This window comes from Sphingobium cloacae (genome assembly GCF_002355855.1).
In the GTDB taxonomy this organism is placed as follows: Bacteria; Pseudomonadota; Alphaproteobacteria; order Sphingomonadales; family Sphingomonadaceae; genus Sphingobium; species Sphingobium cloacae.
The window spans coordinates 1,318,194-1,335,547 of the sequence record NZ_AP017655.1 but is presented as its reverse complement, the minus strand read 5'-3'; the positions used below and the strand labels follow the sequence as shown (position 1 = coordinate 1,335,547).

Sequence of the window (17,354 nt, the reverse complement as noted above, 5' to 3'; positions counted from 1 at the left end):
CATGCCCAAGGTCACAGTAGACGGCGTAGAACTCGAAGTCCCGGCGGGCGCGACGGTCCTCCAGGCTTGCGAGCTGGCGGGGAAGGAAATCCCCCGTTTCTGCTATCATGAGCGCCTTTCCATCGCGGGCAATTGCCGCATGTGCCTGGTTGAGGTGAAGCCCGGACCGCCCAAGCCGCAGGCAAGCTGCGCGCTGCCGGCGGCGGACGGACAGGAAATCCGCACCGACAGCGAGATGGTGAAGAAGGCGCGCGAAGGGGTGATGGAGTTCCTGCTCATCAACCACCCGCTCGACTGCCCGATCTGCGATCAGGGCGGCGAATGCGACCTTCAGGACCAATCCGTCGCCTATGGCCGGGGCAAGAGCCGCTTCGAAGAGAATAAGCGCGCCGTCACCGAGAAATATATGGGTCCGATCGTCAAGACGGTCATGACCCGCTGCATCCAGTGCACCCGTTGCGTGCGCTTTGCCGAGGAAGTCGCGGGCGTGCCGGAAATCGGCGCCATCTATCGCGGCGAGAATATGCAGATCACCACCTATCTCGAACATGCCGCCAAGAGCGAGCTTTCGGGCAATGTGGTGGACCTTTGCCCGGTCGGCGCGCTGACGGCCAAGCCCTATGCGTTCGAGGCGCGGCCCTGGGAACTGAAGAAAACCCATGCCATCGACGTGATGGATGCAGTAGGCACCAATATCCGCCTCGACAGCCGGGGCCGTCAGGTGCTGCGCGCCGTGCCGCGCATCAATGACGACGTGAACGAGGAATGGGCGAGCGACAAGACCCGGCACAATGTCGACGGCCTGGTCCGCAAGCGGCTCGACAAGCCCTATGTCCGCAAGGATGGCAAGCTGGTTCCGGCGACCTGGAACGAGGCTTTCGCGGCCATCGCGGCGGTCCAGCATGGCGGCAGCGTGGCGGCGGTCGCGGGCGACCTGCTCGACTGCGAGACGATGTTCGCGGGCAAGGCGCTGGTCGAGAAGCTGGGCGGCACGATGCTGGAAGGGCGTCAGACCGGCCTTGCCTATGATGTGTCGAGCCTGTCGGCGGTGAATTTCAACACGACGCTGGCGGGAATCGAGACGGCGGACGTGATCCTGCTGGTCGGCACCAATCTGCGCTGGGAAGCGCCGCTGGTGAACACCCGCATCCGCAAGGCGATCAAGAAGGGCGCGAAGGTTTTCGGCATCGGCCCGGAAGTGGACCTCACCTACAAGGTCGAATGGCTGGGCAATGATGCTTCGCTGCTCGCCAAGCTGCCGGAAGCGGTGGCCGAGGCGTTCGGCAAGGCGGAGCGGCCCGCGATGATCGTGGGCGGCGGCGTGCTGGCGAAGGATGGCGCGCATGGCGACACGCTGGCGCTGGCCGAGACGCTGGGCCTGATTAAAGAGGGCTGGAACGGCTATAACGTCCTGCACTTCGCGGCGGCGCGCATGGGCGGGCTGATGCTCGGCTATGCGGTGGACGGCGGGATCAAGGCGATCGCGGCTGCCAAGCCCAGGCTGCTTTTTTCGCTGGGTGCGGACGAGGCCGATTATTCGGCGTTCGAGGACAGTTTCAAGGTCTATGTCGGCCACCATGGCGACAAGGGCGCTCATGCGGCGGATGTGATCCTGCCGGGCGCGAGCTATGCCGAGAAGGCGGGCACCTATGTCAATCTGGAAGGCCGGGTGCAGCGCGGCGAGAAGGCCGTGTTCGCGCCGGGTGACGCCCGCGAGGACTGGTCGATCCTGCGCGCCCTGTCCGAAGTGATGGGCGCGACGCTGCCCTTCGACAGCTTCGATGCCCTGCGCGCGGAGATGGAGAAGGCTGTTCCTGCGCTGGGTCAACTGGGCCTTGCCGATTATGGCTGGTCCATGCCCAAGCTGCCGACTGGCGCAAGCGGCGAATTCGGTTCGCCGATCAAGGATTTCTACCTGACCAACGCCATCTGCCGCGCCAGCCCGACGATGCAGCAATGCTCGGCGGAGTTGATCCATGGTGAGAGCTTCGCGGAGGCCGCAGAGTGACCGCTTTCTTCCAAAATCTGGGTCTGCCCTATGAGGGCGCGTGGCTGCTTTCGACGGTCATCGGCATATTGCTGATCGCCCTGCCGCTGATGCTGGCGGTGGCGATGATCATCTATGCCGACCGCAAGATCTGGGCGGCGATGGCGCTGCGGCGCGGCCCCAACGTGGTCGGCCCCTTCGGCCTGCTCCAGTCCTTCGCGGACGGGGCCAAGGTGTTCCTTCAGGAAACGATCATCCCTTCGGCCGCCAACCGCGCGCTGTTCCTGATCGCGCCGATCATCACCTTCACCGTGGCGCTGATCGCCTGGGCGGTGATCCCGTTCCAGTGGGGCGTGGTACTGGCCGACATCAATGTCGGGCTGCTCTACATCCTCGCCGTGTCGTCGCTCGGCGTCTATGGCGTGGTGCTGGCGGGCTGGTCGTCCAACTCCAAATATCCCTTCTATTCCGCGATCCGCGCCAGCGCGCAGATGATCTCCTATGAAGTCTCCATCGGTTTCATCCTGGTGACGGTCGTGCTGTGGGCGGGCAGCTTCAACATCTCGACCATCGTCGAAAGCCAGCGGGGCTATTATGGCTTCCTGAACGGCAACGGCTTCAATCCGCTGCTTTTCCCGATGGCGATCATGTTCCTGATCTCGGCCATGGCGGAAACGGCGCGCGCGCCCTTCGACCTCACCGAAGCGGAATCCGAACTGGTCGCGGGCTATCAGACCGAATATTCGTCCATGGCCTTCGCGCTCTACTGGCTGGGCGAATATGCGAACGTCATCCTGATGTGCGCATTGAACGCCATCCTGTTCTGGGGCGGCTATCTGCCGCCGCTGGACTGGGCGCCGCTTTATTATGTGCCCGGCATCATCTGGCTGTTCGCCAAGACTTTCTTCTTCTTCTTCGTCTTCTCCTGGGTGAAGGCGACGGTGCCCCGTTACCGTTACGACCAGTTGATGCGGTTGGGCTGGAAGATTTTCCTGCCGGTCTCGCTGCTGTTCGTGTTCCTGGTTTCGGGCTTCCTCATGCTGACGCGCTATGGAGGCGCACAATGAGCCTCGGTTACTACGTCAAGAGCTTCACCCTCTGGGAGTTCGTGAAGGCGCACGCCCTGACCTTGAAATATTTCTTCAAGCCCAAGGCGACCATCAACTATCCCTATGAGAAGAACCCCATTTCGCCGCGGTTCCGGGGGGAGCATGCGCTGCGCCGTTATCCCAACGGGGAAGAGCGCTGCATCGCGTGCAAGTTGTGCGAGGCGATCTGCCCCGCGCAGGCGATCACCATCGAGGCGCAGCCGCGCGAGGACGGCAGCCGCCGCACGACGCGCTACGATATCGACATGACCAAGTGCATCTATTGCGGCTTCTGCCAGGAAGCCTGCCCGGTGGACGCCGTGGTCGAAGGGCCCAATTTCGAATTCGCCACGGAAACGCGCGAGGAGTTGATCTATGACAAGGCCAAGCTCCTTGAAAACGGGGACAAGTGGGAGCGGGCCATTGCCGCGAACCTTGCCGCCGACGCGCCTTACCGTTAAGCCGCAGCCGCCGAAGGGGAACATGGTCCTGTGATTCACGTGCTTGCCTTTTACCTGTTCGCCGCGATCGTGGTGTGCAGCGGCGCGCTGACGATCCTGTCGCGCAACCCGGTTCATTCGGTACTGTGGCTGATCCTGGCGTTCTTCAACGCGGCGGGCCTGATGGTCCTGCTGGGTGCCGAGTTCATCGCGATGCTGCTGGTCATCGTCTATGTGGGCGCGGTCGCCGTGCTGTTCCTGTTCGTCGTCATGATGCTCGACATCGACTTCGCGGAATTGCGCGCCGGTTTCGTCGATTACCTGCCCTTCGGCATGCTGATCGCGCTGGTGCTGCTGGCGGAGATCGTGCTGGGCATCGGCATCTGGAGCGCGGGACCGATTGAGCTGGCGCAGCGCGCGGCGCCGGTGAACCCGGAACTCAGCAATATCCAGGCGATCGGCGGGCTGCTCTACACGCGCTACATCTTCCTGTTCGAAGCGGCGGGCATCATCCTGCTGGTCGCGATGATCGGGGCCATCGTGCTGACCCATCGCGCCCGTGGCGGCGTGCGCGGCCAGAACATCGCCCGACAGAACCGGCGCCGCCCGGAAGAGGCGATCCGCAACGTCAATCAGCCCGTCGGGCAGGGGGTGGAGCTGTGATCGGCCTTCAGCATTATATGGTGGTCAGCGCGATCCTCTTCGTGATGGGCGTGCTCGGCATCTTCATCAACCGCAAGAATGTCATCATCATCCTGATGGCGATCGAGCTGATCCTCCTCAGCGTCAACATCAACCTCGTCGCCTTCAGCGCCTTCCTGGGCGATCTGGTGGGGCAGGTGTTCAGCATGTTCGTGCTGACCGTCGCGGCGGGTGAGGCGGCCATCGGCCTTGCCATCCTCGTCATCTATTTCCGTGGTCGCGGCACCATCGCCGTCGACGATGTCAACCGGATGAAGGGCTAAAGCCTCGACATGATCCAGCTTATCGTCCTTCTCCCGCTCATTGCTGCTGCCATTGCGGGCCTTGGCAACAAGGCGCTGGGCAAGCTGCCCGCGAAGATCGTCACCACCGGCGCGCTGTTCATCAGTTGCGCGCTGAGTTGGCCGATCTTCATCAGCTTCCTGACCGGCAGCGCCGAGCCCTATGTCGCGCCGCTCTTCACCTGGATTCAATCGGGCAGCTTCGATGCCCAATGGGCGCTGCGGGTCGATACCATGACGGCGGTCATGCTGGTCGTCGTCACCAGCGTGTCGAGCCTCGTCCACCTCTATAGCTGGGGCTATATGGACGAAGAGCCGGACCAGCCGCGCTTCTTTGCCTATCTGTCGCTCTTCACCTTCGCGATGCTGATGCTGGTGACGGCGAACAACCTGCTCCAGATGTTCTTCGGCTGGGAAGGCGTGGGCCTCGCGTCATACCTCCTCATCGGTTTCTGGTTCCGCAAGCCCTCCGCCAATGCCGCCGCGATCAAGGCGTTCGTCGTCAACCGCGTGGGCGACCTTGGCTTCATGATGGGCATTTTCGGCACCTATCTGGTGTTCAACACCATTTCGATCCCCGAAATCCTGGAAGCCGCGCCGTCCATGGCCGGTTCGACCATCGGGTTCCTGGGCCATCGTTTCGATACGATGACCGTGCTCTGCCTGCTGCTGTTCATCGGCGCGATGGGCAAGTCGGCGCAGTTGGGGCTTCACACATGGTTGCCCGACGCGATGGAAGGCCCGACCCCCGTGTCGGCGCTGATCCACGCGGCGACCATGGTGACGGCGGGCGTGTTCATGGTGTGCCGCCTGTCGCCGATGTTCGAAACCAGTCCGACCGCTTTGGGCTTTGTGACCTTCATCGGGGCTGCGACCTGCCTGTTCGCGGCGACGGTCGGCACGGTGCAGAACGACATCAAGCGCGTCATCGCCTATTCGACCTGTTCGCAATTGGGCTACATGTTCTTCGCGGCGGGCGTCGGCGCTTATGGCGCGGCGATGTTCCACCTCTTCACCCATGCCTTCTTCAAGGCATTGCTGTTCCTAGGCGCCGGATCGGTCATCCATGCGATGCACCATGAACAGGACATGCGTTATTATGGCGCGCTGCGGAAGGAGATCCCGGTCACCTTCTGGACGATGACGCTGGGCACGCTTGCCATCACCGGCGTCGGCCTGCCGCTGGCGGGCATCGGGTTCGCGGGCTTTTATTCGAAGGACGGCATTCTCGAAGCGGCCTATGCTTCGGGAGGGGCGGGCGTCGGCGCATTCCTTGTCGGTGTGTTCGCGGCGCTGCTCACCAGCTTCTATAGCTGGCGTCTCGTTTTCCTGACCTTCTTCGGAAAAGCCCGCTGGGCCGCTTCGGAGCATATCCAGCATGCCCTGCACGACGCGCATGGCCATCATGACGATCATCCGTCGGACGAGGACGCAGGCCATGCCGCCCATGGCCATGACGATCATCACAACCATGCTCCGGCGACTGGAACGGGCGGCTATCATCCGCATGAAAGTCCATGGGTGATGCTGGTCCCGCTGGTGGTGCTGGCGCTCGGCGCGGTGTTCGCGGGCCTTGTATTCCACGATCAGTTCATCGGTTCCGAAGGCGGCGTCGAATTCTGGAAGGGCTCGCTCTTCTTCGACAGCCATCTGATGCATGCCGCGCATGAAGTGCCGACCTGGGTCAAGTTCGCGCCGTTCGCGGTCATGCTGACCGGCCTGCTGATCGCGTGGCTCAGCTATATCCGGCACACCGACTGGCCGCGGCGCTTCGTCGCGCAGTTCGGTGTTCTCTACCGGTTCCTGCTCAACAAATGGTATTTCGACGAGCTGTACAATCTGCTCTTCGTCAAGCCTGCCTTTGCCATCGGCCGCTTCTTCTGGAAGTTCGGGGACATCGGCTTCATCGACCGTTTCGGCCCCAACGGCCTGTCCGCATTGGTCGTGCAGGGCAATAAGATCACCCGTCGGCTTCAATCCGGCTATCTCTACACTTACGCGCTGGTGATGCTGATTGGCCTCGCCGCGGCCGCAACCTGGGCGATGACACGATAATGGACGGCTTCCCCATCCTATCCCTGATGATGGCAGTGCCGATGGCGGGGGCCATCGCCTGTCTGTTCGCGGGTGCGCAGCAGGCGCGCTGGATCGCGCTGCTGGCGACACTGGCCGATCTGGTGCTGGGCATCATCCTCTGGATCGGTTTCGACCAGTCGGGCAGCGCGCCGCAGTGGCAGTTCCAGGAATATCTGCCGATCTTCGGCCGTTTCGCCTGGGCTCTGGGGATTGACGGCATCGCGCTGATGCTGATCGCGCTCACCGTGTTCCTGATGCCGATCTGCATCGGCGCGAGCTGGCAGGCGATCGAGAAGCGCGTCGGCGAATATATGGCGGCCTTCCTGTTCATGGAGGTGCTGATGATCGGCGTCTTCGCGGCGCAGGATCTCTACCTCTTCTACATCATGTTCGAAGCGGGCCTGATCCCGATGTATCTGATCATCGGCATATGGGGCGGGGCGGACCGCATCTACGCGTCCTATAAATTCTTCCTCTACACGCTGCTCGGATCGGTGCTGATGCTGATCGCGATGATGTGGATGGTGCATGAAGCGGGCACGACCGAAATCCCCGCGCTGATGGCCTATAATTTCGACCCGCATGTCCAGATCTGGCTGTGGCTGGCTTTCTTCGCGAGTTTCGCCGTCAAGATGCCGATGTGGCCGGTCCACACATGGTTGCCCGACGCCCACGTCCAGGCACCGACCGCCGGGTCGGTCATTCTGGCGGGCGTGCTGCTGAAGATGGGCGGCTATGGCTTCATCCGCTTCTCGCTGCCCATGTTCCCGGAAGCTTCGGCGCAGTTGGCGCCGCTGGTCTGGGGCCTGTCGATGGTGGCGGTGGTCTATACCAGCCTCGTCGCGCTGGTGCAGACCGACATGAAGAAGCTGATCGCCTATTCGTCTGTCGCCCATATGGCCATCGTGACGCTGGGCCTGTTCGCTTTCAACCAGGCGGGCCTGGAAGGTTCGATGATGGTGATGCTGGGCCACGGCCTCGTGTCGGGGGCGCTGTTCCTGTGCGTCGGCGTCATCTACGACCGCCTGCATACGCGGGAGATCGCGCGTTATGGCGGGCTGGCGATCAACATGCCCAAATATGCGGTGCTGTTCCTGCTGTTCACCATGGCGGCCGTGGGCCTGCCGGGCACCAGCAATTTCGTCGGCGAGTTCCTGTCGCTGATGGGCGTGTATCAGGTTTCGACCTGGGCGGCGCTGGTCGGAACGTCGGGCATCATTCTGGGCGCGGCCTATATGCTCTATCTCTATCGCCGCATCTGTTATGGCGAACAGAAAAATGCGGATGCCGCCGCCATGCCCGACCTGTCTATGCGGGAAATGTGGCTGCTCGCGCCCATCGCGGCCGTGGTGCTGTGGATGGGCGTCTATCCGGAAAGTTTCCTGGCGCCCATGCGTCCCGCCATTCACGCGCTGGAAGCGGGCCTCGCCTCCGCCGCTCCGGCGGGCGATTCCAAGATCGAAATGGGCGCGCCCAAGCCTGCGGGACACGGCGCTGCCCATGAAACTGCCGCGCACGGGGAGGCGCACTGATGATTGAGACGGCTTCCCTTCTGGCGGTCCTGCCGGAACTGATCCTGACGGCGGGCGGGCTGGCATTGCTGCTGGCCTCCGCTTTTGGCCGCGAGGGCATCGCCCGCGTGGTGAACTGGCTCGCGGTGATCGCACTGATCGTGGCGGGGCTGGCTCTCTGCTGCTCGCTGGAGCATGGGCCGGATGCTTTTGACGGGCTGGTGCGCGCGGACGCATTCTCGGTCTTTGCCAAGGCGCTGATCTATGGCGCGGCGGCGGCGGCGATCCTGCTGGCTCCGCGTTTCTTTGCCGTGGGACAGGCGATCCGGCCGGAATATCCGGTCCTCATCCTGTTCGCCGCGGTCGGCATGGGCATGATGGTGTCGGCGGGCGACATGCTGACGCTCTATGTCGGGCTGGAGATGAACAGCCTCGCTTCCTATGTGCTGGCGAGCTTCATGCGGCAGGATGAGCGCTCGTCCGAAGCGGGGCTCAAATATTTCGTGCTGGGTTCGCTGGCGAGCGGCATCCTCCTTTACGGCACCGCCTTGCTTTATGGCTTCACCGGCAGCACGAGCTTTGACGGCATCTCGCTGGCGCTGGCGGACGGGGTGTCGAAGGGCGAGTTGTTCGGGCTGGTCTTCGTATTGGCGGGATTGGCGTTCAAGATCAGCGCGGTGCCTTTCCATATGTGGACGCCGGACGTCTATGAAGGCGCGCCGACGCCGGTCACCACTTTCTTCGCGAGCGCGCCCAAGGTGGCGGCGGTCGCGCTGACGGTACGCGTCGCGATCGAGGCGCTGGGCCCGGCGGGTCTCGATTGGCAGCAGATCGTGATCTTCGTGGCGCTCGCTTCGATCATCTTTGGCGCGGTCGCGGCCATCGGCCAGACCAACATCAAGCGCCTGATGGCCTATTCGTCGATCAACAATGTCGGCTTTGCGCTGATCGGCCTGGCCGCCGGAACGCCGGCGGGCGTGGCCGCGACGATGAGCTATATGGCGATCTATGTGCTGATGACCATCGGCAGCTTCGCCTGTATTCTCCAGATGCGCGACGCGGAAGGCAAGCCGGTCGAAACCATCGCCAGCCTTGCGGGCCTGTCCCAGTCGCGCAAGGGATTGGCGGCGGCCTTCGCGATCTTCATGTTCTCGATGGCGGGCATCCCTCCGCTCTTCGGTTTCTGGGCCAAGTTCCTGGTGTTCGACGCGGCGGTGGCGGCCAATCTGGCGACGCTTGCGGCGATCGGCATCGCGGCTTCGGTGATCGGCGCCTATTATTATCTGAAGATCATCAAGACGATCTATTTCGACGAGCCGGCCGCTGCCTATGAAGCGCGTGGCGGGGCGGTCGAGAATGTGATCCTGACCGCATGCGCGGTGGTGATCGTGCTCGGCTATCTGCTCAATCCCGTGCTGGACAAGGCCAGCGCGGCTGCCGCGGCGTCGCTGTTCTGAGCGAAATCCGTTTCGTCGAGGAGACCGGCTCCACCAATGCCGACATGATGGCATGGGCGGAGCAGGGCGTTCCCGAAGGATCGTGGCTCCGCGCCGGACGCCAGACGGGTGGCCGGGGCCGCATGGGCCGGTCGTGGGAAAGCCCGTCGGGCAATCTCTATGGATCGACCGTGGTGCGACTTCGCGATGGCGACCCTCCACCCCATACATTGGCATTGGTGGCCGCCAATGCCGTTCACGCGCTGGTCGCGCCCTTGGCCGAGGGGCAGGCGCGTATCAAATGGCCCAATGACGTGTTGGTCGACGGCGCGAAGATCGCGGGCATCCTGCTGGAACGGGTGGGAGATACGGTGGTGGTCGGCATAGGCGTGAATGTGAAGGATCATCCGCGCGATCTGGACCGGCCCGTCACCAGCCTGGCCGTGCAGGGCGCTGGGGAAGCAGAGGCCGGCGCGCTGCTGGAAAGGCTGGCGGCGTTGTTCGCGCATTGGCTGGCGATCTGGCGCGCGCAGGGGCTGGAACCGGTGCGTACGCATTGGCTGCTCAACGCGCATCCGGCGGGCGCTTCCATGCGGGTGAACCAGCCGGACGGGCAGGTTCTGGAAGGCCGTTTTGAAACATTGGATCGGGACGGCATGCTGATCCTGCGCTTGGCGAATGGCGACATGCATGCCATTCATGCGGGTGACATCCTTCTCATCTGATATCGGGGGCCGGCTATGCTTCTCGCGATCGACGCGGGCAATACCAATGTCGTTTTCGCCCTTCTGAGCGAGGGGGAAATCCGCGCGCGCTGGCGCATCGCCACCGACCCCCGGCGGACCGCGGACGAATATGCGGTCTGGCTCAACCAGCTTCTGGCGCTGGAGGGCTATGCCATCAATGATGTCGATGCCGTCATCATCGCCACCGTGGTGCCGCGCGCGCTCCATAATCTTCAGGTCCTGGCCGAGAAATATTTCCGTGTGCCGCCGCTCGTCGCGGGACAGCCTCCGGTGGAGTGGGGTGTCGAACTGGACGTGGAGCAACCCTCTTCGGTGGGCGCGGACCGGGTTGTAAACGCCATTGCCGCGCACCATCTTTACGAAGGCGACCTGATCGTCATCGATTTCGGCACCGCGACCACATTCGATATGATCGACTATACCGGCGCTTATAAGGGTGGCGTCATCGCGCCGGGCATCAACCTCTCGCTGGATGCTCTGGTCGCGGCGGCGGCGAAACTGCCCAAGATCGCGATCGTGCCGCCGGAAAACCGATCGGTGATCGGCCGCACCACCGAAGCGCAGATGCATATCGGCGTCTTCTGGGGCTATGTGGCGATGATGGAGGGGCTGGTCGCCCGGATGCGCGCCGAAATCGGCCGCCCGACCAAAGTGATTTCGACGGGGGGCCTTGCGGTCCTCTTCGATGAGAATAGCGATATTTTCGATGCCATCGCGCCCGACCTTACCATTCAGGGGCTGGCGCTGCTGCACGAACGGAGTTTGAAGACATAATGACACCTAAAGACGAGCTGCTCTTCCTGGCCCTAGGCGGTTCGGGAGAGATCGGCATGAACGTCAATCTTTACGGTTGCCAGGGGAAGTGGGTGATGGTGGACCTGGGTCTCACCTTCGCCGATCCGGCCTATCCCGGCGTGGAACTGATCCTGCCGGACCTGTCCTTTATCGAGGACCGGCGCAAGGATCTGCTCGGCATCGTCCTCACCCACGGGCATGAGGACCATATCGGCGCCATTCCCTATCTGGCGGCCGACCTTGGCGTTCCGCTCTATGCGACGCCGTTCACGGCGGGCCTTATCCGGCTGAAGCTGGAAGAGGAGAAGCTGACGGACGAGGTGGAACTCAACGTCATCGACAATGAGGGCAGCTTTGCCCTCGGCCCCTTCGGTTTCCGCTATGTCCCGCTGGCCCATTCGATCCCCGAAGGCAATGCGGTGCTGATCGACACGCCCCATGGCCGCATTTTCCATACGGGCGACTGGAAGCTGGATGAGAAGCCCCTGCTGGGGGCTCCCTCCACCCCGGAGGAGTTGACCGCCATCGGCGACGAAGGCGTGCTGGCGCTGGTATGCGACAGCACGAATGTGTTCAATGCCGAGGCCAGCGGGTCCGAAGGCGACGTGCGCGAAGGATTGATGGAGACCATCGCCGGAGCGAAGGGGCGGGTGCTGGTCACGACATTCGCCTCCAATGCCGCGCGTTTGCAGACGCTGGGCGAGGTGGCGCAGGCCACCGGCCGCCGCCTGTGCGTGGCGGGGCGGTCGCTCGACCGGATCATCGCTACGGCGCGCAATGCGGGTTATCTCAAGGATTTTCCGCCGACCATCGACTGGGACGCCGCGATGGCGCTGCCCCGCCATGAAGTGATGATCATCGCGACCGGCGGGCAGGGGGAGGCACGCGCGGCGCTGTCCCGCATCGCGTTCGATTCCCACCCGATCAAGCTGGATGAGGGCGACTTGGTGGTCTTTTCCTCCAAGCAGATACCGGGCAATGAAATCGCCATCGGCCGCATCCAGAATGCGCTGGCGGCGAGCGGCGTGCTGATGATCACGGACCGGCAGGCCGAAGTCCATGTGTCCGGCCATCCCGGCCGGCCGGAACTGGAAGCCATGTATCGCTGGATAAGGCCGCAGATATTGCTGCCGGTTCATGGCGAGCGCCGCCATATGGCGGAACAGGCCCGGCTCGGGCTGGAGACGGGCGTGCCCCGTGCCGTGGTGCAATCCAATGGCGATGTGCTGCGATTGGCGCCTGATGGGCCGGAAATCATCGGTCATGGGACGAGCGGCAGGCTGGTCCTGGATGGCGATGTCATCCTGCCCGCCGATGGCGCGACCATGAACGAGCGGCGGAAGATCGCCCTGCATGGCCAGATCAGCGTCGCGGTGGCATTGGACGCGAAGGGCCGGGTGCTCGGCGTGCCGGCGCTTCGGACTCAGGGCGTGCCTGTCGAGGAGGACAAGGCGGCGTTTCTGGAGGAAGCCGCTGCGGAGGCGGCCGAAGCGGTCGCCAAGGGATCGCAGGAGGAAGAGGCGCTGCGGGAACGCGTCCGTCTTGCCGTGCGCCGGACGGCGACGCGCTGGACGGGCAAGAAGCCGGTGGTGGACGTTCTCCTCATTCGCGCCTAATCCGGTTACCCATGAACTGGTATGCCATTTTCGCCATCTACGCGCTGTTCTGGGTGATCAGCGCCTTCATTGTCCTGCCCTTCGGCATCCGAACGCCCGACGAAACCGGGGAAGTGTTGCGGGAGGGGCAGGCGGACAGCGCCCCCAGCAATTTCAGGCCGGGCGTGGTGGCGTTGCGGGCGACGATCCTGTCGGCGGTGTTGTTCGGCCTTTATTACGCAAATTATGTCGAGGGCTGGCTGACGCTGGAACAACTGCCGGGATACAGCCGCTCTTATTGACAGAGCGGCCGTTTCGTGCGGCTGGCCGGCCCCTCCATATCCTATTGCCGAAGCCGTTCGATCGCTTGTGCGAGCGCCACATAGAGCTTGCCCATGTCGGAAGACAGGATCGCGACGCCCAGCGCATTGCCGTCCCGCGCCGACAAGATGATCCGGAGCATCGATTCGAAATCGTGAATGTAGCGGTTCACATGATCCCGGAATTCGGCATCCTCGTCATAATGGAGCGCGATTTCCCGCGACTCTCCGGCATCCAGCAGCTTCACGGCGCGGCGCGTGAAGACGCCGCGGTCGCCTTTCAGATAGGATGACCAGGCCGAATCGGTCACGTCGTTCGACAATATCTTCGCAACGTCGATCGCCGTGCTGTTGAGCGATTCGATCAGCAGGGCGGAACGGCGGGCGAAATGGTCCCGATCCCGTTCTTCGGCGGCGCGTTCGGCGTGCTCGATCCGCTGTTCGACATTGGCGCTGGTGTCGGCAATGGTCAGCAACTGACGCATCAGCCGTTCGGATGCCTGATGGGCGGCCTTGACCGCTTCTTCGGCTACCCGCGACAATTGTTGGATCTGCGCGGTGACCCGGTCGCCGACGACGCGCTCCATCGCTTCCTCGCTGGCCTCGGCAAGGGCCTGGGCGGCGTCCGGAATGGCGCGGCCCAGCGCCTGACGCGCCCGTTCGGCGGCTTGGTCGGCGGTGTCCTTCACGCGCAACAGGGCCGTGACCAGCAGCGGGCCAGCGCCTTCGGTGATGCGGGTGGCGTCCTGATGCGCTCCGTCGAGCGCCAGCCGCAGCCGGTTGACCAGTTCGCGGTTGGATTCCAGTCCGCCCTGCGTGCTTTCCAGCCATTCGGTCAGGCGGCTGCCCTGGCCGCGCAGCAATTCTTCCGCTTCCTGCGTGCGGCCGAGCAAGGCTTCGGAAATAGCTTCCAGCCGTTCCAGTTCCGGCGTCGTGCTTTCCATGACCGCGCGACTGCGTTCCATGCGCCCTTCGAACCGTTCCAGCGCCGCCGGATAGGTCTCGTCCAGTTCCCGGACGCTGGAATCCAGCGCGACGAGCAGGGTTTCCGCGCAGGCGATCAGCTTTTCCGCCGTCACCCCGCCGCTTGCCAGCGCATTGTCGATCCGCTGCGTTTCGGCCGTCAGGCTGGACAGCGCGCCGGTCAGCCGCTCCGTCCGGGCGATGGAGGATTGCTCCAGCGCGCCGAAGCGCTCCTCGGCCGCCGCCAGCGTATCGCCCAATTGACCGTGCAGGTTGGTCATCAAGGTGCGCTGGTCTTCCACCAGGCCGTTGATCTGATGCAGGCGGTTTTCGATCTCGCTCATATTATCGGTCAGGGCGGAGACCGTTTCGCCGCCAATCGATTCGATGCTGGTGCGCGATTGCGTGACGAGCGAATCCAGCGTTGCCGCCTGATCGGACAGGCGCGCGTCGCACTCCGTCAGGGTGGCCTGGATCTGCGCCTGCGTGGCTTCCATCCGTTGCCGCAGGTCGGCTTCGATGGCGCTGATGCTGTTGCTCATGGTCACCAGCGCGGCCTGGCCCGTGGCCGCGATGCCGATCCGGGAACGGTCGAGCAGGTCTTCGAGGGACGATTTCTGGCTGTCGAGCCCTTCGCTCGCCGAAGCCATGACATGCTGGAGATGGCCGAGCGTCTGGCCGATCCTTTGTTGCAGGTCGGTTGTCGTCGCCTCCATCTCCTCCGCGAAGGAGGCGCGGGTCGTTTGGGAAACCGTCACGATGCCCTGCCGCACATTCTGGATGAGCGACTCCATAGCCGCGGCCTGTTGCTCGATGGCCTGCCGGTTCTCGTCGGTGGCCGCGCGGGCGCTGTGCATGGTCGCATCCAGACGGGCCGAGGCGATGTCCGCGATGCCGGTCATCTCCTCGCTTGCCGATCGGGTGGCTTCCTGCACCTGCAAAAGCTGGCTCGACAGGCTCTTGGTCGCGGACAAGGTTCGGGCGCGCGCGTCGTCCGACAATTCGCCCAGCGCCTGAAGCCGGGCTTCCAGCGCGTCGATGCGTTCCGACAGGGCATGACCGTCATCGACGATCCGGGCGGCCATGCGCCCGGCCCGGTCTTCCAGATCCGGCATCGCGTCGATCAGCGCGGTCAGGCGCGTCACCAGCGCCTCGCTCGCCTTCTCGGCCGATTCGGCGTCGCGCACCGTGCTTTGCGCGCGGCTGGCGATCAGTTCGGCCGAAGCTTCCATGTTGCTGCTCGCCGCTGCGCCATAGCTGTCGAGCAATTCGGCCTGATCCTGCATGGTCTGGCGCGCCGTCTCCAACTGGTTGGCGATACGGCCCAGCCTCAGTTCCAGCAGGTCGGCTTCGGTGCGAAGGGCCTGCGCCGTATGGAGATAACGCCTGCTTTCCGTCCGGCTGTTCCGGATGAGCAATATGTAGCAGACGCCCAGCAGGATGAGCGGGATGAGCGCCGTGGCGACCATGGCGGGCCATGCCGCCGGCCCGGCTCGCCACTGACCCGATGATAGGCCGGCCCAGATCGCGAAGGCGAGCCAGACTGCGCCCAGGATCGAGAAGGCCAGCCGCGCCCGCCGCAGCGCCCGATCCGCGCGGGTCGGCGCGGCTTCATCCTCTTCCATATCGAAAAGGCTTTGATCCTCTGGCGAAACATCCTCCTCGCGCGACGCATCGTTCGCGGATTTTTCATGGTCGCGCCAGAATTCGACGATTGTGCTGCCCCCGGTCATGCCCGCAGTGTAGCATCTTTTCCCGTCACGAAAATGCCCTGTTACCAAAACTTAACGCAAGCCAGATAGCGTCTGGCCCATGTCTTATGATCCTGGCGCCCTGAATACCGCTCTGGCGGCGGCTGTTGGTGACGATTCGGCGTTGATCGCCGACCTGCATGTGGCGTTCATGGAAAGCGCCCTGCGTCAGGTCGACCTGCTGGAGCGGGCCCGGTGCGACGCGAACTGGGAACTGGCGGCCTGGCGGCTGAAGGGGCTGGCGGCCAGTTTCGGGCTGACGGGCCTGATGGCGCTGGCGGAGGAAGCGGTGCGATCGGCGCCCGGCGATCCCCGGATTCTGAGGCAGTTGCGCGCCGCGCTGGCGAATCTCGAACAGGGCTGACGCTTTTAGGTCAAGGCGTCGCTTGCGTGATCGCTCCGGCCTTGCGAAAAGGCGGCTGCACAAGAACGGGCCTGCTTTTCGCACTATGACTTTCGCCGCCATTTTGAGCGCCAGCCGGGCATCGGGCGATTCGCCCGCGGGCCTGCGCGCCACCTTGCACTTCGCCGGGCAGACGCTGGTGGAATATCAGGCGCGTCAGGCGGCGCGCGCCGGGGCGGATCGCATCTTCATCCTCGTCAACGTCATCACGCCCGCCATTTCGCAGGCCGTCGACCGGCTGGGCGCGGACGGAATCGCCGTGGCGCTGGTGCGTGACATGGTGGCGCTGGTGCGTGACATGCCGCGCGACGCGGACAGCCTGCTGGTAGCGGACGGAGCCATCATCTCCCAATCCCATTTCGATGCCCTTGCCGGGGCCGAGGGCGATGCCTTGCTGGTCACGGACGACAGCCGCGCGAGCGCGCCGTTCGAACGGATCGACGCGGGACAACGCTGGGCCGGGCTGGCGCGCGTCAGTCCCGATCTTTTGTTCGGCACGCTGGATATGATCGGCGACTGGGACCTGGCCCTGACGCTGGTGCGCGGGGCAGTCCAGCAGGGCGTCCGCCGGACCACCGTTCCGCAGGACGATCTGCTGGAAGGGCGTGTTGCGCTGGTCGAAGGGCAGCCGCAGGCCGATCTGGTGGCGCAATCCGTCCTGTCGATGACATCGCGGTCGGGCCGGACGCGGGGCGGGGTCGAACATTATCTCTTCGGCCCGGTCGCCCGCCTTCTGGGACCGGCCCTGATGCGCAGCCAGGTGCCCGCCTTGCAGGTGCGAATCGCCTCCATGATGATCGGGGCGATCGCGCTGGTGCCCATCGAACTGGACTGGCCGATCATCGGCTTTTGCCTGCTGCTGTTCGCATTGCTGCTTTCGGAGGTCAGCGACCGTCTGGATGAACTCGCCTTGCGCACCCCGCCGTCGGGCTGGATCGCCTTCATCACGCCTTTCTTCGCCCTGCTGGGACTGGCGATTGCGAGCGGTTCCATAACAGCCACATATCTGGCGCTGATGCTGGCGATCCTGCTGCTGGCCGACAGATGGCGCCGGACGGGAGGGGCGCGGGCATGGATGATTTTCACGCCGGGCACCGCGTTGCTGTTGCTCCTGCTGGCCATGCTGTTGGGGGAAGGAATGTCGTGGATGCTGGATATAGCGATGATCTGCGCGATCGGTTCGATGGGCGCGATCATCCTGCTGAAGCGTGGCTGACAGATATTTTCCCGGCAAGGTTTAGTGCATTTTAACGACGTGTG

General features: G+C 63.9%; 15 protein-coding genes. 14 read left to right on the top strand and 1 reads right to left on the bottom strand.

The genetic code is table 11. From position 1 onward, the window contains the following. The first annotated feature begins 1 nt into the window (after position 1). From nuoG to SCLO_RS06415, 12 genes are read left to right on the top strand one after another with little or no spacing between them, the layout of a single operon-like run. Positions 2 to 2,008 (top strand): NADH-quinone oxidoreductase subunit NuoG, encoded by a 2,007-nt coding sequence (gene nuoG, locus SCLO_RS06470; RefSeq protein WP_066515538.1) that lies wholly within the window; start codon positions 2 to 4, stop codon positions 2,006 to 2,008. Continuing rightward, entirely contained in the window at positions 2,005 to 3,054 is a 1,050-nt protein-coding gene (nuoH, locus tag SCLO_RS06465; protein ID WP_066515540.1) for an NADH-quinone oxidoreductase subunit NuoH, read from the top strand. Before nuoG ends, nuoH begins: the two co-directional genes overlap by 4 nt. Then, on the top strand, positions 3,051 to 3,536 hold the full coding sequence (nuoI, locus tag SCLO_RS06460; RefSeq protein ID WP_066515544.1) for an NADH-quinone oxidoreductase subunit NuoI: 486 nt from the start codon (positions 3,051 to 3,053) through the stop codon (positions 3,534 to 3,536). Before nuoH ends, nuoI begins: the two co-directional genes overlap by 4 nt. Before the next feature lie 30 nt (positions 3,537 to 3,566). Then, positions 3,567 to 4,178: an NADH-quinone oxidoreductase subunit J gene (locus SCLO_RS06455; RefSeq protein ID WP_066515546.1), complete on the top strand. Its 612-nt coding sequence runs from the start codon at positions 3,567 to 3,569 to the stop codon at positions 4,176 to 4,178. A 17-nt stretch (positions 4,179 to 4,195) separates the two neighbouring features. Then, positions 4,196 to 4,480: an NADH-quinone oxidoreductase subunit NuoK gene (nuoK, locus tag SCLO_RS06450; protein ID WP_019053664.1), complete on the top strand. Its 285-nt coding sequence runs from the start codon at positions 4,196 to 4,198 to the stop codon at positions 4,478 to 4,480. 9 nt (positions 4,481 to 4,489) lie between these two features. Next, a complete protein-coding gene (gene nuoL, locus SCLO_RS06445) occupies positions 4,490 to 6,553 on the top strand; it encodes an NADH-quinone oxidoreductase subunit L (protein ID WP_066515548.1) in 2,064 nt (687 codons plus the stop codon). Next, complete coding sequence (locus SCLO_RS06440) at positions 6,553 to 8,106, top strand: NADH-quinone oxidoreductase subunit M (protein WP_066515553.1); 1,554 nt, start codon at positions 6,553 to 6,555, stop codon at positions 8,104 to 8,106. The genes nuoL and SCLO_RS06440 overlap by 1 nt, the downstream gene beginning before the upstream one ends. Continuing rightward, positions 8,106 to 9,542 (top strand): NADH-quinone oxidoreductase subunit NuoN, encoded by a 1,437-nt coding sequence (gene nuoN, locus SCLO_RS06435; protein WP_066515555.1) that lies wholly within the window; start codon positions 8,106 to 8,108, stop codon positions 9,540 to 9,542. The genes SCLO_RS06440 and nuoN overlap by 1 nt, the downstream gene beginning before the upstream one ends. Before the next feature lie 44 nt (positions 9,543 to 9,586). After that, the gene (locus tag SCLO_RS06430) at positions 9,587 to 10,246 is read left to right on the top strand and encodes a biotin--[acetyl-CoA-carboxylase] ligase (RefSeq protein ID WP_066515558.1); all 660 of its coding nucleotides are present in this window, start codon (positions 9,587 to 9,589) and stop codon (positions 10,244 to 10,246) included. 15 nt (positions 10,247 to 10,261) lie between these two features. After that, entirely contained in the window at positions 10,262 to 11,041 is a 780-nt protein-coding gene (locus tag SCLO_RS06425) for a type III pantothenate kinase (protein WP_066515563.1), read from the top strand. Then, complete coding sequence (locus SCLO_RS06420; protein WP_066515567.1) at positions 11,041 to 12,678, top strand: ribonuclease J; 1,638 nt, start codon at positions 11,041 to 11,043, stop codon at positions 12,676 to 12,678. The genes SCLO_RS06425 and SCLO_RS06420 overlap by 1 nt, the downstream gene beginning before the upstream one ends. Before the next feature lie 11 nt (positions 12,679 to 12,689). Further along, entirely contained in the window at positions 12,690 to 12,959 is a 270-nt protein-coding gene (locus SCLO_RS06415; protein WP_066515568.1) for a DUF1467 family protein, read from the top strand. A gap of 41 nt (positions 12,960 to 13,000) precedes the next feature. Here the strand turns inward: SCLO_RS06415 and SCLO_RS06410 are convergent, their stop codons facing one another. Then, a complete protein-coding gene (locus SCLO_RS06410; RefSeq protein ID WP_066515569.1) occupies positions 13,001 to 15,673 on the bottom strand; it encodes a hypothetical protein in 2,673 nt (890 codons plus the stop codon). A 79-nt stretch (positions 15,674 to 15,752) separates the two neighbouring features. On the opposite strand from SCLO_RS06410, the gene SCLO_RS06405 reads away from it, so the two are divergent. Then, positions 15,753 to 16,055 carry a hypothetical protein gene (locus tag SCLO_RS06405; RefSeq protein ID WP_066515570.1) on the top strand — a complete coding sequence of 101 codons (303 nt, stop codon included), beginning with the start codon at positions 15,753 to 15,755 and terminating at the stop codon, positions 16,053 to 16,055. An 85-nt stretch (positions 16,056 to 16,140) separates the two neighbouring features. Further along, a complete protein-coding gene (locus SCLO_RS06400) occupies positions 16,141 to 17,310 on the top strand; it encodes a hypothetical protein (RefSeq protein ID WP_066515572.1) in 1,170 nt (389 codons plus the stop codon). The last annotated feature ends 44 nt before the right edge of the window (positions 17,311 to 17,354 follow it).